Annotated in this window: 12 protein-coding genes; 5 read left to right on the top strand and 7 right to left on the bottom strand. The window is 65.7% G+C overall.

What is annotated here, in order from left to right:
• Positions 1 to 139: 139 nt before the first annotated feature.
• Positions 140 to 1273 (top strand): AGE family epimerase/isomerase, encoded by a 1134-nt coding sequence (locus HDG33_RS30185; protein ID WP_184037954.1) that lies wholly within the window; start codon positions 140 to 142, stop codon positions 1271 to 1273.
• Between the two features lie 301 nt (positions 1274 to 1574).
• Positions 1575 to 1778 carry a cold-shock protein gene (locus HDG33_RS30180; protein ID WP_018424088.1) on the top strand — a complete coding sequence of 68 codons (204 nt, stop codon included), beginning with the start codon at positions 1575 to 1577 and terminating at the stop codon, positions 1776 to 1778.
• Between the two features lie 133 nt (positions 1779 to 1911).
• Here the strand turns inward: HDG33_RS30180 and HDG33_RS30175 are convergent, their stop codons facing one another.
• The gene (locus HDG33_RS30175; protein ID WP_184037952.1) at positions 1912 to 3534 is read right to left on the bottom strand and encodes a methyl-accepting chemotaxis protein; all 1623 of its coding nucleotides are present in this window, start codon (positions 3532 to 3534) and stop codon (positions 1912 to 1914) included.
• 283 nt (positions 3535 to 3817) lie between these two features.
• Between HDG33_RS30175 and HDG33_RS30170 the strand changes: the two genes are divergently transcribed.
• Complete coding sequence (locus HDG33_RS30170) at positions 3818 to 4252, top strand: PaaI family thioesterase (RefSeq protein WP_184037950.1); 435 nt, start codon at positions 3818 to 3820, stop codon at positions 4250 to 4252.
• An 87-nt stretch (positions 4253 to 4339) separates the two neighbouring features.
• On the opposite strand, the gene HDG33_RS30165 is transcribed toward HDG33_RS30170, so the two are convergent.
• From HDG33_RS30165 to HDG33_RS30150, 4 genes are read right to left on the bottom strand one after another with little or no spacing between them, the layout of a single operon-like run.
• Positions 4340 to 5188, bottom strand: coding sequence for an ureidoglycolate lyase (locus HDG33_RS30165; protein ID WP_184037948.1), 849 nt, complete (start codon positions 5186 to 5188; stop codon positions 4340 to 4342).
• 52 nt (positions 5189 to 5240) lie between these two features.
• Positions 5241 to 5984, bottom strand: coding sequence for an SDR family oxidoreductase (locus tag HDG33_RS30160; RefSeq protein WP_018424084.1), 744 nt, complete (start codon positions 5982 to 5984; stop codon positions 5241 to 5243).
• A 33-nt stretch (positions 5985 to 6017) separates the two neighbouring features.
• Positions 6018 to 6848: an amidohydrolase gene (locus HDG33_RS30155; protein ID WP_184037944.1), complete on the bottom strand. Its 831-nt coding sequence runs from the start codon at positions 6846 to 6848 to the stop codon at positions 6018 to 6020.
• A gap of 7 nt (positions 6849 to 6855) precedes the next feature.
• A complete protein-coding gene (locus HDG33_RS30150) occupies positions 6856 to 7896 on the bottom strand; it encodes an aldo/keto reductase (RefSeq protein WP_184037941.1) in 1041 nt (346 codons plus the stop codon).
• Positions 7897 to 8156: 260 nt separating this feature from the next.
• Between HDG33_RS30150 and HDG33_RS30145 the strand changes: the two genes are divergently transcribed.
• Both HDG33_RS30145 and HDG33_RS30140 read left to right on the top strand, forming a co-directional pair.
• Positions 8157 to 8942 carry an IclR family transcriptional regulator gene (locus tag HDG33_RS30145; protein WP_184037938.1) on the top strand — a complete coding sequence of 262 codons (786 nt, stop codon included), beginning with the start codon at positions 8157 to 8159 and terminating at the stop codon, positions 8940 to 8942.
• Between the two features lie 114 nt (positions 8943 to 9056).
• Positions 9057 to 9602 (top strand): hypothetical protein, encoded by a 546-nt coding sequence (locus HDG33_RS30140; protein WP_184004394.1) that lies wholly within the window; start codon positions 9057 to 9059, stop codon positions 9600 to 9602.
• Positions 9603 to 9644: 42 nt separating this feature from the next.
• On the opposite strand, the gene HDG33_RS30135 is transcribed toward HDG33_RS30140, so the two are convergent.
• Positions 9645 to 12095: a GNAT family N-acetyltransferase gene (locus tag HDG33_RS30135; RefSeq protein ID WP_184037936.1), complete on the bottom strand. Its 2451-nt coding sequence runs from the start codon at positions 12093 to 12095 to the stop codon at positions 9645 to 9647.
• Between the two features lie 171 nt (positions 12096 to 12266).
• The gene (locus HDG33_RS30130) at positions 12267 to 13868 is read right to left on the bottom strand and encodes a peptide chain release factor 3 (RefSeq protein WP_184037933.1); all 1602 of its coding nucleotides are present in this window, start codon (positions 13866 to 13868) and stop codon (positions 12267 to 12269) included.
• Between the last annotated feature and the right edge of the window lie 287 nt (positions 13869 to 14155).

Here is a 14155-nt window from a genome sequence, read left to right as displayed (position 1 = left end):
TGACCCAAGCTGTCAGCGCGAGGCGTTTGCTTTATGCTAGGCCGCACACCGCAGCAGTCTCGGCGAGCGGAATCCTGAAACGCCGCCCTGAACGCTGCCTCGACACACTGCGCGCGTTGCGCGCCCGAACCAACCGACGATGCCAAGCACGCCCCCTCCCCCTGCTTCGACGACCACCGCCGCGACCGCGCTGCGCGAGCACTTCGCGAACGTGGTGCTGCCGATGTGGCGCGGGCCCGGCTTCAATCACGCGTTGCAGCTGCCCTACGAAGCGCTCGACGCCACCGGAGGCGAGCCGCTGCCCGCGCAACGCTATCGGGCGATGGCATGCGCGCGGCAGCTGTTCACATTTGCACAAGCGGGCGACATGGAACACGCGCGCGTGCTGTTCGATTCGCTGACCCGCAGCTTTCGGGACGCCGATCACGGCGGATGGTTCTACAGCGTCGACGCGCTCGGCCTGCCGCTCGACACGACCAAGGACCTCTACACGCACGCGTTCGTCGTGTTCGCGTGCGCGGAATACGCGCGGCGCTCCGACAACCTCGACGCGCTGAAGCTCGTGCACAGCACGACCGCGCTGATCCAGTCGAACTTCGCGGCCGACGGCGACCTGTTCAACGCCGCGCTCAACGTCGACTTTTCGAAGGTCACCGCCACGCCGTTGCAGAACCCGCTGATGCACCTGACCGAAGCGTGGCTCGCCGCCGGCGAGGCGACGCGCGACAACGTCTTCGGCGCCGCGTTGCGCCGCCTCGCTGGCGCGGTCGCGCGACACTTCGTGCATGCGCCGAGCGGCTGTATCGCCGAATTGCCGATCGGCGCGAGCGGCAACCGTCTGGAGCCGGGACATCAGTTCGAGTGGTACTGGCTGGTCAGGCAGGCGGGCGCGCTGTTCGACGGCACGGGGCTAACCGACGCGCTGGCGCGCGCCTTCACCTTCGCGCAGCAGCATGGCGTGAACCCGGACAACGGCGGCGTGTGCGCATCGCTCGACGAGGCTGGCAAGGTCACCGACGCGACCCAGCGGATCTGGGCGCAGACGGAATATCTGCGCGCGCTCGCCAGTCACGACGATCCGGTTGTGCGCGCGGCGCTGCCGCAACAGATCGCACGTTTTCAGCGATGCTTTTTGCATGAACACGGCTGGTTCGAATGCAAGACATCGAGCGGCGAAATTGCACGTACGGACATGCCGTCAACGACGCCTTATCATCTGGCCACCGCCTACGCGGCGCTGCCTGTGGACGCCGAATTTCGAGCGCGAACTTAGCCGAATTTGGCCAGTGATAGATGAAGTTCGATGCTTGATCGTCTCAATAAAGTGCGGCTGCACGGACGAATGTCCGCCGCCGGGTCGCGGGAGAAATTTGATGTCGCTGGTAAACCCTGGCGCAAAAAAGTTCTCCTCAGACGTTCTCAGAGCGCGAAAAAACATCAAAACCGGGGAATACCCGGATGCAGGTTGATTGGCGTCTGTCATAAAGACGTGATACAACTCTTCCCTCGCGCTCGCTCTCGCATTCGAGCGATTGCGGTCGCGATGCAATACACAACATTTATTTGGATCAAAAATGGCAACAGGTACTGTTAAGTGGTTTAACGATGCAAAGGGCTTTGGCTTCATCACCCCGGACGACGGCGGCGAAGACCTGTTTGCACACTTCTCGGAAATCCAGTCTTCGGGCTTCAAGTCCTTGCAGGAAAACCAGAAAGTGTCGTTCGAAGTCAAGCAAGGCCCGAAGGGCAAGCAGGCTGCAAACATCCAGCCGGTCTAAGTTCCTTCGGGTACTTTGAGACAGACTTGGACGTCACGATAGGCGCCTCTACAGGCGCTTGCGTCTAATGCAAAATGGCTCGCTTTACGCGGGCCATTTTCTATTTCTGCGTCGTTTTCAAGCGTTCGCCGCTTTAAAGCGCATGCATTCCGGTTAATGCGAATTCTGCGTTTGCGACGGACATTGCTCCGCGCTGTTGCGTACGCAACACACTTTCAGAAATTTCGAACACGGAAACGGCCTGCTTCAGTTGCTCGGTTTGCTGATGCAGCGAAGCCGCCGCCGCCGCGGCCTGCTCGACGAGCGCCGCGTTCTGCTGCGTCATCTCGTCCATCTGCACGACCGCCTGATTCACCTGCTCGATGCCGGTGCTCTGCTCGAGCGACGAGGCGCTGATTTCGGCCATCATCTGCGTGACGCGCGAGATCGACGCCGACACATGACTCATCGCTTCGCCGGCGCGCTCGACGAGCGTCGAGCCGCCCTGAATCTCCGCGACCGATTCGCTGATCAGCGTCTTGATTTCCTTCGCCGACTGCGCGCTGCGTTGCGCGAGGCCGCGCACTTCGCCGGCCACGACCGCGAAGCCGCGGCCCTGCTCGCCCGCGCGCGCCGCCTCGACGGCGGCATTCAGCGCGAGGATGTTGGTTTGGAACGCGATGCCGTCGATCACCGAGATGATCTCGGCGATCTTGTCCGAGCTCTGCGCGATGCCGCGCATCTTGTCGACCACCTGATTGACGACTTCGCTGCCGCGCGACGTCGCGTCAAGCGCGGTCTCGGCGAGCGCATTGGCTTCGCGCGCATGATCGGCGTTCTGGCGCACGGTCGCTGTGAGTTCCTCCATGCTCGATGCCGTTTCCTCGAGCGATGCCGCCTGGTTTTCGGTGCGCGCCGACAGATCGGCGTTGCCGGTCGCGATCTCGTTGGCGCCAAGATGGATCGAGTCGGCCGACTCGCGCACGCTCTTGACGGTGCGTGCGACGCTTGCCTGCATCGTCGCGAGGCCCGAGAACAGACGGCCGATTTCGTTGCTGCCGCGTGCGGCGATCGGTTGATCGAGACGGCCGTGGGCGATGCGCTCGAAGTGGCGGCCCGCTTCCTCGAGCGGTGCCACGACGCCGCGGCGCAGCGCCGTATAGACGGCGAGCGTGCCGGCGACGAGTACGAGCAAAATCACCACGCTGACGATGCGAAACGCCGCCACGCGCGCATCGATCGAATCGAGCGACGCGCGGCTCGCGGCGTCGCCGAATTGCCCGAAGTTGTGCACTTCCGCCAGATAAGCGTCCTGAAACGACTGCGTCGGCTGATCGAGGAAGGCCTGGATGTTGTTCGAGTCGAGATACTGCGCGAGCTCCGCGAGCGCGCCATGCAGCGTCTTGTAGCGTTCGGCGAGCGCGGCGGCGCGCACGCTGTTTTCGTCGCTGGTCTTCTGCGCGCTCATGAAGGCCGCGAAAGACTGATCGGCAGCGGCGAGCTGTTCGCGAGCGTGCTGCACGATGTCCGTGGGCTCGGTGCCCCCGCGCACCATGCGCGTGCCGGCACGCGACAGGTTGATGCGCGCGTCCATCAGGCGCTGCGTCGTCTGGTTGACCGCGTCGACCTGCTTCAACGCGATGTTCGACAGATCGCCGACGTCGTCGTGCGTGCGTGTCAGCGACCAGAAGCCCAACCCTACCGTGACGAGCTGGAAGACGCAGAACGCGGCCAGAACACATAGGAGGCCGGATGCGACCTTGATCTTGCTGAACATCGTGGACACCTGGGAACAAAGGATGACGGGGATTACACCAGGGTTAACGGCAGGCCGATTGGCGGCTTGAGGCCAATTCCCGCAAAAAGCGCTCTACGTGCAGGTTTCATCGTCGATCGTCGCGACTGCGGTTGTTTTGCGCAACAATGCGCCGCTGGTCGCGCGGAATCACCTTGCGCAGCGCAGCGGCACTTCCTAGAGTGGGTAGGGACCGCATGGCACGCGCCGCGCGGATGTTTTGTTGCACCGACGCACTACCCAGACCCTGCACGAAGGAACCACGATGACCGACCTACTCGACCGGGCGCGCGGCGCACTGCACGCCCAGCCGTTCAGCATGCTGCTAGGCGCGGAGCTGATGCACGCCGGCAGCGACGAGCTCACCCTATGTCTGCCGATTCGAGATGAACTGCGGCAGCAGCATGGCTTCGTACATGGCGGCGTCATCAGCTATCTCGCCGACAATGCGTTGACGTTCGCGGGCGCGCTGTCGCTGGGTCCGAGAGTCGTGACCGGTGAGTACAAGATCAATTATCTGCGCCCGGCAGTGAAGGGCACGCTGATCGCGCGCGCCAGTGTGGTCTATGCGGGCAGGCATCAGGCAACCTGCCAGTGCAGCGTGTTCGTGATGGAGGGGAATCGCGAGAAGCTGGTGGCGGTTGCGCAGGGCACTGTGAATCGGATTGGAGAGGACGGGGAGCAGGAGGCGGGGGCTTAAAGCCGGGACGCCATGAAAAAAGCCGCTCCTGCACGAAACAGGAACGGCCTTTCATTTCACAGCGATATGACGGAAAGAGAAAGCGCGTTACTCCGCCGCGTAAGTCTTCTGCGTCTGCTCGCCCAGCCCTTCGATACCCAGACGCACGGTCTGCCCCGGCTTCAGAAACACCGGGTTCGGCTTCACACCCATGCCGACGCCCGGCGGCGTGCCGGTCGAGATAACGTCGCCCGGCTGCAGGCTCATGCACTGCGACACATACGACACCAGCTTCGCGACACTGAAGATCATCGTCTTCGTGCTGCCGTTCTGGTAGCGATGGCCGTCCACTTCGAGCCACAAGCTCAAGTTCTGGGGATCGGCGACTTCGTCGCGCGTGACGACCCACGGGCCGATCGGGCCGAACGTGTCGAAGCCCTTGCCCTTGTCCCACGTGCCGCCGCGCTCGATCTGCCATTCGCGCTCCGACACGTCGTTGATGACGCAGTAGCCGGCCACATGCTCGAGCGCGTTCGCTTCGTCGACATACTTCGCCGCCTTGCCGATCACGACGCCGAGTTCCACTTCCCAGTCGGTCTTCTTCGAACCGCGCGGGATTTCGATGTCGTCGTTCGGGCCGCTGATCGCGCTCGTCCACTTGTTGAAGATGACCGGTTCGGCCGGCACCGGCAGATTCGATTCCGCCGCGTGATCCGCATAGTTCAGGCCGATGCAGATGAACTTGCCGATCTTGCCGACGCACGGTCCAACGCGCGGATTGCCTTCGACGACCGGGAGCGTTGCCGGATCGAGCGCGCGCAGTTTCGCGAGACTTTCATCGCCGAGCCCAGCGCCGTCGATATCGCCCACCACCTTCGACAAATCGCGAATCTTGCCTTGCGCGTCGAGCAGGCCCGGCTTTTCCTGGCCTTTCGGCCCATAACGAAGCAGTTTCATCGTTGCACTTCCCTTTACGTTCAGTAGTGTCCGGTTCGTCAGTCAATCAGAATCAGTTCGACCATCCGCCGTCGATTACATGGAGTTGGCCCGTCGTGAACGACGACTCGTCGGACGCGAGATACAGCGCGAGCGCGGCGATCTCCTCCGGCTTGCCGATGCGGCCCATCGGCTGACGCGCGACGAAGGCGGCCTGCACCGCATCGAGCGACGCGCCCTGCGCCTGAGCCTGCGCGGCGATTCGCTGTTCGAGCGACGGCGAGGACACCGTGCCCGGGCAAATCGCGTTACAGCGTACACCACGCGTGACGAAATCCGCCGCGACGGACTTCGTCAGCCCGACCACCGCGGCCTTCGACGCGCCGTACGCGAAGCGATTCGGCACGCCCTTCACGCTCGACGCCGCCGACGACATGTTGATGATCGAGCCGCCGCCCTTCTCCAGCATGGCCGGCAAGAACGCGCGAATCATACGGTACATGGCCTTCGCGTTGAGGTCGAACGCGAAATCCCAGTCCTCCTCGCTGCATTCGAGGATATTGCCCGAGTGTACGAAGCCCGCGCAGTTGAACAGCACGTCGATCGTGCCGACTTCCGCGGCGAGCGCCTTGATCGCCGCGCCATCGAGCACGTCGAGCTTGCGCGCCTCGACCGGCTTGCCGGCGAGTCCGTCGATGCGGATATCGGTGGCGATCACGCGCGCGCCTTCGCGCGCGAACAGTTCGGCGGTGGCGAGACCGATACCTTGTCCCGCCGCGGTGATCAGGGCCGTTTTGCCGGCCAGTCTTTGTGTCATCTACGACTCCAGTTGAATGGGCTGCTAACGAAATCAAAGCCGATAAAACGCGGCGGCGTTGTCGCCGAACACAGCGTCGCGCTCGGCGTCGCGCAACGACGCGACGAGCGTGGTCGCCACCGAATGCCAAAGCAAATAGTCGCCGTTCAGTTCGAGCACCGGCCAGTCGCTGCCCCACATCAGCCGCGCGGGACCGAAAGTGTTCAGCAGATGCTTGACGTAGGGCCGCAGCGTGTCCTCGGTCCAGCCGGGCGAGGCCTCGGTCGCGAGACCCGACAGCTTGCAGTGCACCTGCGGCAGCGCGGCGAGCCGCGTGATCGCGTCGCGCCATACCTGGTAGCCCGCCTGGCCGTAGCGGATCGGCGGCTTCGCGCCATGATCGACCACCATGCGCAGCGCCGGAAAACGCTGCGCGAAGATCTCGACGTATTGCACGTGACGCGCGTAGATCAGCGCATCGAACGCGAGATCGTGCGCGATCAGCGCCTCGATCGCCGGCGCGAGATCGGGGTTGGCGATCCAGCCGTCGTCGGGCAGATCCTGAAGCATCGGCCGCACGCCCTTGAACTTCGGCTCACGCGCGAGCACCTCGATCAGATCGGGCGCGTTCGGCAACAACAGCGGCACCCAGCCGACCACGCCCGCGATCGACGGCTCGTGCCGCGCGATGTCGAGCAGGTAGCGGGTTTCGTCGAGCGTCGGCGCGGCCTGCACGACCACGGTCCGCTCGATGCCGGCCTGTTCGCGCAACGGCTTCAGATCATCAGGCCCGAACGGCCGGTAGAGGATTTTCAGCTCCGGCGTCAGCCACTCGTAGTCACCCCGCGCGGGGTCCCAGTAGTGCTGGTGAGCGTCGATCGGCATGGTCGGATCAGTCCTCGAGCGCCGGCGCACGGGGGTCGAGCAGGCCCGCGTCGCGCAATGCGGACCACAAGGCCGCGGGGATCGGCAGCTCGAACGACGCGACGTTCTCGCGCAATTCGTCGGCGCTACGCGCGCCGGTCAGCACGGTGGCGACCGCCGGGTGCGCATACGGAAACTGCAACGCGGCGGCGGCGAGCGGCACGTCATGCGCGCGGCATACCGCCTCCAGGCGCGCGACGCGCTCGATCACCTCGGGCGGCGCGGCGCCGTAATTGAACTTCAGATCGCCTGCGACGCCCTGCGCCAGAATGCCCGAATTGAACGCGCCGCCGAGCAGGATGCTGACGCCGCGCGCCTCGCAGGCGGGCAGCAGGTCGTCGAGGGTGGTCTGCTCGAGCAGCGTATAGCGGCCCGCGAGCAACGCGCAATCGATATCGCACTCGGCCATCGCGTCGAGGATCACCGCGCCCTCGTTGACGCCGAGGCCGAGCGCCTTGATTGCGCCCGTCGAGCGCAGGCGTTCGAGCGCACGGAAGCCGCCCCCTTCGGTCAGCTGCCGCCAGTAGTGCGGATGCTGGTCGCCGTGCGTGACGCGACCGATGTCATGCACGAGCAGGACGTCGATATCGATGATGCCGAGGCGCTGCTGGCTGTCCTCGAACGAACGCAGAATGCCGTCGTGCGTGTAGTCGTAGATCGCTTCGAACGGCAGCGGATTCTGCCAGCCTTCGCGGTCGTCGAATGGCGACGTGCGCGGCACGAAGCGGCGGCCGACCTTGGTCGACAGCACATACTCGCCGCGCGGATAGTGACGCAGCGCGGCGCCGAGCCGATGCTCGGCCTTGGTGTTGCCGTAGTGCGGCGCGGTGTCGAAGTAGCGCACACCCGCGTCCCAGGCGGCGGCGATCGTCGCTTGGGCGTCCTCGTCGGACAGGTCGCGGTACAGGCCGCCGAGCGGCGCCGTGCCGAGCCCCAGTCCGCTCACCTGCAACGAGCCGCGGCCGATACGGCGCCGCTGCCCGATTTTCGATCCGATCGATGCCGACATGAGCGTGTCTCCAGATTTGTGGTCTTTTTACCATGCGGCGGCGAGGGCGCGGCGGTCACACTCCGCGCACCGCTTGGGAAGTGCATTAATTCACCAATGAACGTATTATTCATATTCGAATTTTTCCAAGTCAAGAAAACTACGCGGCGCGGATGCCTGGGTTTTCCCTGGACATAGGCCATCCAGTTCGCGAAATGCTACGCACTCGCCCGCGCACACCAGATAATAAAAACTCCACACGCAATTCTCGGACCCTCACGATGGACGCCGAAGACAAGGACGACGACCGCTATCGCGCCCCCGCGCTGGATAAAGGCCTCGACATTCTCGAGCTACTGTCCGAGCAGAAGGAAGGACTCACGCGCGCCGAAATCACGCGGCAGTTGGGCCGCAACGCGAGCGAGATGTACCGGATGCTCGAACGCCTCGTCGCGCGCCAATACGTGGTGCGCTCGGCGGCTGGCGACCGCTACTCGCTGAGCCTGAAGCTGTTCGCGCTCGCGCACCGTCATCCGCCAATGAACCGGCTGATCGCAGAAGCGCTGCCGCTGATGCAGCGTTTCGCCGACGCGGCCGAGCAGTCTTGCCACCTCGTCGTCTACGACCGCGGCAACCTGCTGGTGATTGCGCAAGTCGACGGACCGGGCACATGGGGCATGTCAGTGCGGCTCGGTTCGCGGGTCGGCCTGATCGACACCGGTTCGGGGCGCGTGATGCTCGCGTTCCAGAGCGTCGAGCAGCGCCAGCAGATGCTGGCGGAGCACACGAAGGTGAAGGGCGAAGTAACGCTCGATCTCGACGCGCTGGAGGAGGCCTGCGAGCGCATCCGCGCGGCGGGCTTCTGGCAGAAGGACAGCCAGCAGACCTTCGGCGTCACCGACGTGACGTTCCCGATACTCGCGCCGTCGGGACAGGCGATCGCGGTGCTGACCTGCCCGTATCTGCGGCGGATCGACGAATACGTCGCGCCCACGCTCGAAGCGGCCACCACGCTGCTGCGCGACACGGTGCAGGCGCTGTCGATGTTCCGCGAGCAGGCGGCGTGATCGGTAAGTGGCGCGGTAAGTTGCGCGGCGGCGCGCACGCGCACATGGTTTAGAATGACGGCCCTTCCAAAATAACGCCGCATGACGGGCTCATGCGCGCGCATCGATTGAGCAATGGCCAAACTTCTGACCGATTCCGAATTCCAGCGTTTTTCCGAACTCCAGCAGAAGCAGTCGAGCTTCACGATTACCGCCGAAGAAGCCGACGAACTGCGCGACATCGTCGCCCACGCGCAGAAGCGCCGCGACGACCGCGCCGCCGCGATGCAAAGCATCGAGACCTTCATCCAGCAGTTCCACATCACGCCCGACGAGCTGTTTTCGCCCGAGCAGATCGGCGAAGCGGCGCGCACCTACGGCCTGATTCCGGCCGCGCGCAAGGAGCGCGTGCTGCCGCCGTCGCTGACGTTCAACGGCAAGCCGTACCAATGGACCACCCGTGCGCTGCCCGACGAAATTCGCGTGCCGCTGTTCGACGCGTTCAAGGGCGGTGAGTCGGTGAAAGCGTTCATTTCGACGCTGAAGGACGCGAACCGCTGCGCCGCGACGATCGCGCGGCTCGAACGCGAAACCGGCGCCGTATATGCGCAGGCATGGCTCGACGAGCTGTCGGTCACGCGCGCGCAGGTCGATGAGGCGGCTCAGAAACTGGCGGCGTGAGGCGGTGACGCCATGCGTTGAGCGGCTCGCAACGTCAGCCGTTCAACGCGCCGGCTGGTTCTGCGCGGCGGACTTCGGGTCCGCCCCCGCCGTTTCGTCGAGCGCCATCCGCAAGCCGACCACACCGGGGTCATCGGTCCGCGTGATCGTGAAGCCGCTGGCCTTCGCGAGCGCGATCATCGCGGTGTTCTCGCGCAACGCTTCACCGATCAGCCAGTGCGTGCCGCGCGCCCGCGCGTACGCGATGATCCGCTGCATCAGCAACTGGCCGAGGCGCCGCCCCTTCTGATCCGAGCGCACGGTCACCGCGAATTCGGCCGTCTCGTTGTCGGGATCGGCCACCGCACGCACCACGCCGAGCGTCTGCGCGACGCCGTCTTCGTTGTCGACCGTCGCGATCAGCGCCATTTCCCGGTCGTAGTCGATCTGCGTCATGCGCGCGAGTTGCGAGTGGTCGAACGCGCCGACTGAAGCGAAAAAACGCAGCCGCAAATCTTCCGGCGTCATCGCCTGCACGAACTCGCGATGCGCGTTTTCGTCTTCGGGGCGAATCGGCCGCACCGTTACACGCATCCCCTGCCAGTCGATCGTTTCCTCGAAGCGGCGCGGATACGGCACGATCGCGAGACGGCTGCGCTGCGCGCCGAGCCGCAACACGGGATCGACCACCGTCACGCGGTCCCGGTAGACCCTGAGCTTCAACGACAGGCCGACGATCTCGCGCACGTCGCAAACCGCTTGCGACACCGCCGTCAACGCCGCGAGCGTCGGCTCCGGCGCGACCAGCCTCGCGTAGTGCGAACGCGTGACGATATCGCGCGCGAGCATCGGATTGAGCGGCGGCAGGCCGTACACGTGCAACCCGCTGGAAACGCCGTCGATCGGCGGTGCGGCGAAGCGGAACACGGGGCCGAAGTTGTCGTCGTCGTGCAGTTCGACGGCGACGTCGACGATGGGTTTTGCGGCGCCGTCGGCATCGGCGCCCGACGCATCGGTGCCCGACGCGTGAGCGCCCCCTCCTTGCGCACCCTCCACCCGCAACCCGAACCGCGACAGAAACCGCGCCGCCGCCGCCCCGGCAAGCTCGCTCGCGCCCGCCGCCAACGCTTCGCGAGCCTGCGCCTGGGCGGCGTCGATCGACTCGGGAATCTGCGCAGGCAGGCCTTCCGGCGTTTGCATCAGCAGTTCGCGGCCCAGCCGGTAATCGACCAGACGGGCGAAGGCGCGCGCGAGCCGCTGCGGCGTCGTGTGCACCGGGATGCCCTGCGCATGCAGCGCGTCGCGCCTCGTCGCATCGACACCGCCGAAAAAGCACGCGAGCAGCCCGCGATACGCAAAGCGCTGATGCTCGATCAGCGCCTGCGCGACGTCGTCGACGGGCGCGCCATGCGTCGATGCGTGCACCACGACGGCGGTCCCGGTCTCGCGATACTCGCCGAGCAGCTTCAGCGCGGTGCCGAAGTGCTCAGGACGCGCGCCGTCGCCGAGCAGCAGCGGATTGCCGCCGACCGCGAGCGGCAGCGCCTCGCGCAGCGCGTCCGACGCCGCGGCCGGCCACGGCGCCAGCAGGCCGCCGGCGGCGGTGAACGCGTCGCGCGCGAGCGTCGCGAGACCGCGGTCGCTAGTGATCAGCGTGGCGGTGGCGCCCGCCGCCACGCGGCCGACGCCGAGCGTTTCGATTTCGTCGAGCAGATCGTCGAGCGCGTCGACGCGCACGAGGCCCGCGCGCCGGAACGCCGCTGTGTAGAGACCGTCGGCGGGATCGTCGCGGCCGGAGCGCAGCGCGAGCACCGGCTTGTTGCGCGCCGCCGCGCGCGCGGCCGACATGAACTTGCGCGCCGCCCGCACGCTGTCGAGTTCGAGCAGGATCGCGCGGGTGCCGGGGTCGCTCGCGAGGTAATCGAGCACGTCGCCGGCATCGACGTCGGCCTCCGCTCCGAGCGCCACCGCGTGCGAAAAACCGAGCCCGCGCGCTCGTGCCCAGCCGAACACTGCGTTGGTCAGCGCATTCGACTGCGACACCCACGCGACGCCGCCCGCCTTGACCATGCACGACGGCGCGCCCAGATGCGCGCCGAGCGCCGGCGACACCACGCCGAGACTGCCGGGTCCGACGATGCGCAACAGATGCGGCCGCGCCGCCGACAGCGCGTGCCGCAGTTCGAGCCGGTCTTCATCGCTGCGCACCTCGCCGACGATGATTACGGCGCGCGTGCCCATGCCACCGAGCTTATGGATCAGCGAGGGCCACGTCGCGGGCGGCGTGCAGATCACCGCGACGGTGGGCGCCTGCGGCAGATCGCCGACGTCGGGAATCACCGGGTGGACGCCGAGCGTCGCGTGCTTCGGATTGACCGGCCACAGCGGGCCGTCGAAGCCGCCTTCCAGCACACGCGCCCAGACCATCGCGCCGGTGCTGCCCGGCCGCTCGGACGCGCCGATCACGGCGACGGATTTCGGGCGAAACAAGGCGTCGAGGTTGCGAACGGTCACGGGCGCTCCATGCGGTTGGACAGGAATTGGAGCCGGCTTCGCGGCGAGGCGGGTGGTTCCGTCAGCATAGGCGAAGTCGCGCGCTGGCGCGGGACGTTGTTGCGGCGGAAAAGTAAAAAGCCGCGTCGAACGACGCGGCTTTTTTGCTTCGAAACCAGCGGACTTGCGGTTTTACATCGCCTTTCTGAACGGCGCCCCCGAGTGCTCGCGCAACTCGTTGAACACGATCTTCGGCCACGCCTTCTGCGCGACTTCGATCTCCGATACGTGCGAGGCCAGATAGGTCGGCGCATCGGACGCATCGAGCGCGATCCGCGCCGAGTACGAGTCGGTGAAGCGGCGCAGCTCCGCCGCATCGTCGCAGGTCACCCAGCGCGACAGCCGGTAACGCGCCGGCGCCATGCGCACGTCGACCTTGTATTCCGTCGACAGACGGTGCGACACCACCTCGAACTGCAGTTGCCCGACCGCGCCGAGAATCATCAGACCGCCGGCTTCGGGACGGAACACCTGGATCGCGCCTTCCTCGCCGAGCTGCTTCAGCGCTTCCCCGAGCTGCTTCGCGCGCATCGGATCGACCACTTCGACGGTCTGGAAAATTTCCGGCGCGAAGAACGGCAGGCCGACGAACTGCAGCTGCTCGCCTTCGGTCAGCGTATCGCCGAGACTCAGCGTGCCATGGTTCGGAATACCGATGATGTCGCCCGGATACGCCTCGCTCACCGTCTCGCGACGCTGCGACAGGAACGTGACCACGTTGTTTGCGCGGAACGTCTTGTTCGAGCGCGTGACCTTCACCGCCATGCCGCGCTCGAAACGTCCCGAGCACACGCGGATGAACGCGACGCGGTCGCGGTGCGCGAGGTCCATGTTCGCCTGCACCTTGAACACGACGCCGGTGAACTTCGACTCTTCCGGCTGCACCGGACGCTGCACGGTCATACGCATCGACGGCGGCGGCGCGAGGTCGACCAGCGCGTCGAGAATCTCCTTCACGCCGAAGTTGTTGATCGCCGAACCGAACAGCACCGGCGACTGCTGGCCGGCGAGGAACTGCTCACGGTCGAACTCGGGCGTCGCGCCGGTGATCAGATCGATTTCTTCCTTCGCACGCACCCACGCGTGGCCGAAACGACGCTCGCCTTCCTCGTTGCTCAGCGCCTGCAGCGTTTCGACCGCGCCGCCGGCCGTGTCCTGACCGGCGCGGAACACGCGCACCTGATCGCGCTGGACATCGTAGACGCCCTGGAAATCCTTGCCCATGCCGATCGGCCATGTGAAAGGCACCGCCGCCACGCCGAGGTGCTGCTCGATCTCGTCGAGCAGTTCGAGCGGCTCGCGCACTTCGCGGTCGAGCTTGTTGATGAACGTGACGATCGGCGTCTTGCGGCTGCGGCAGACTTCCAGCAGCTTCAGCGTCTGCGCTTCGACGCCGTTCGCGCCGTCGATCACCATCACGGCGGCGTCGACCGCGGTCAGCACACGGTAGGTGTCCTCGGAGAAGTCTTCGTGGCCCGGCGTGTCGAGCAGGTTGATCACGCAATCGCCGTACTCGAACTGCATCACCGAGCTCGCGACCGAAATGCCGCGTTGCTTTTCGATTTCCATCCAGTCGGACGTCGCGTAGCGGTTGCTCTTGCGGCCCTTCACGGTACCGGCGATCTGGATCGCGCCCGAGAACAGCAGCAGTTTTTCGGTGAGCGTGGTTTTACCCGCGTCCGGGTGGGAAATGACCGCGAACGTGCGGCGGCGTTTGAGTTCGGAGACTGACATCGGGTCTGGCGGTCACGGAAAGGGGTTCAGGCAATTCCCGGCGGCCGTGGGCGGCCGGTATGCCGCGCGTGGCGCGGCGGCGTCGAGCTGCGAGAATCGGGCGCGGGCCCGGATCGGCCGGCGCTCGCGCCGCGTCCGAAAACGGGTGGCGAACGGGTTACGACCCAGCGTTCGACAATGCGGGAATCGCTGGCGCAAAACGGCGCAAGGTGCGAATGATACACGTCCGGCGCGACGGCCGGGGGAAAGGGCTCCGGCGCCGGACGGGGCGACGGCGCGAGCGTCGG

It is taken from the genome of Paraburkholderia sp. Cpub6 (assembly GCF_014201065.1).
Classification (GTDB): domain Bacteria; phylum Pseudomonadota; class Gammaproteobacteria; order Burkholderiales; family Burkholderiaceae; genus Paraburkholderia; species Paraburkholderia tuberum.
This window is presented reverse-complemented; position numbering and strand designations above follow the sequence as displayed.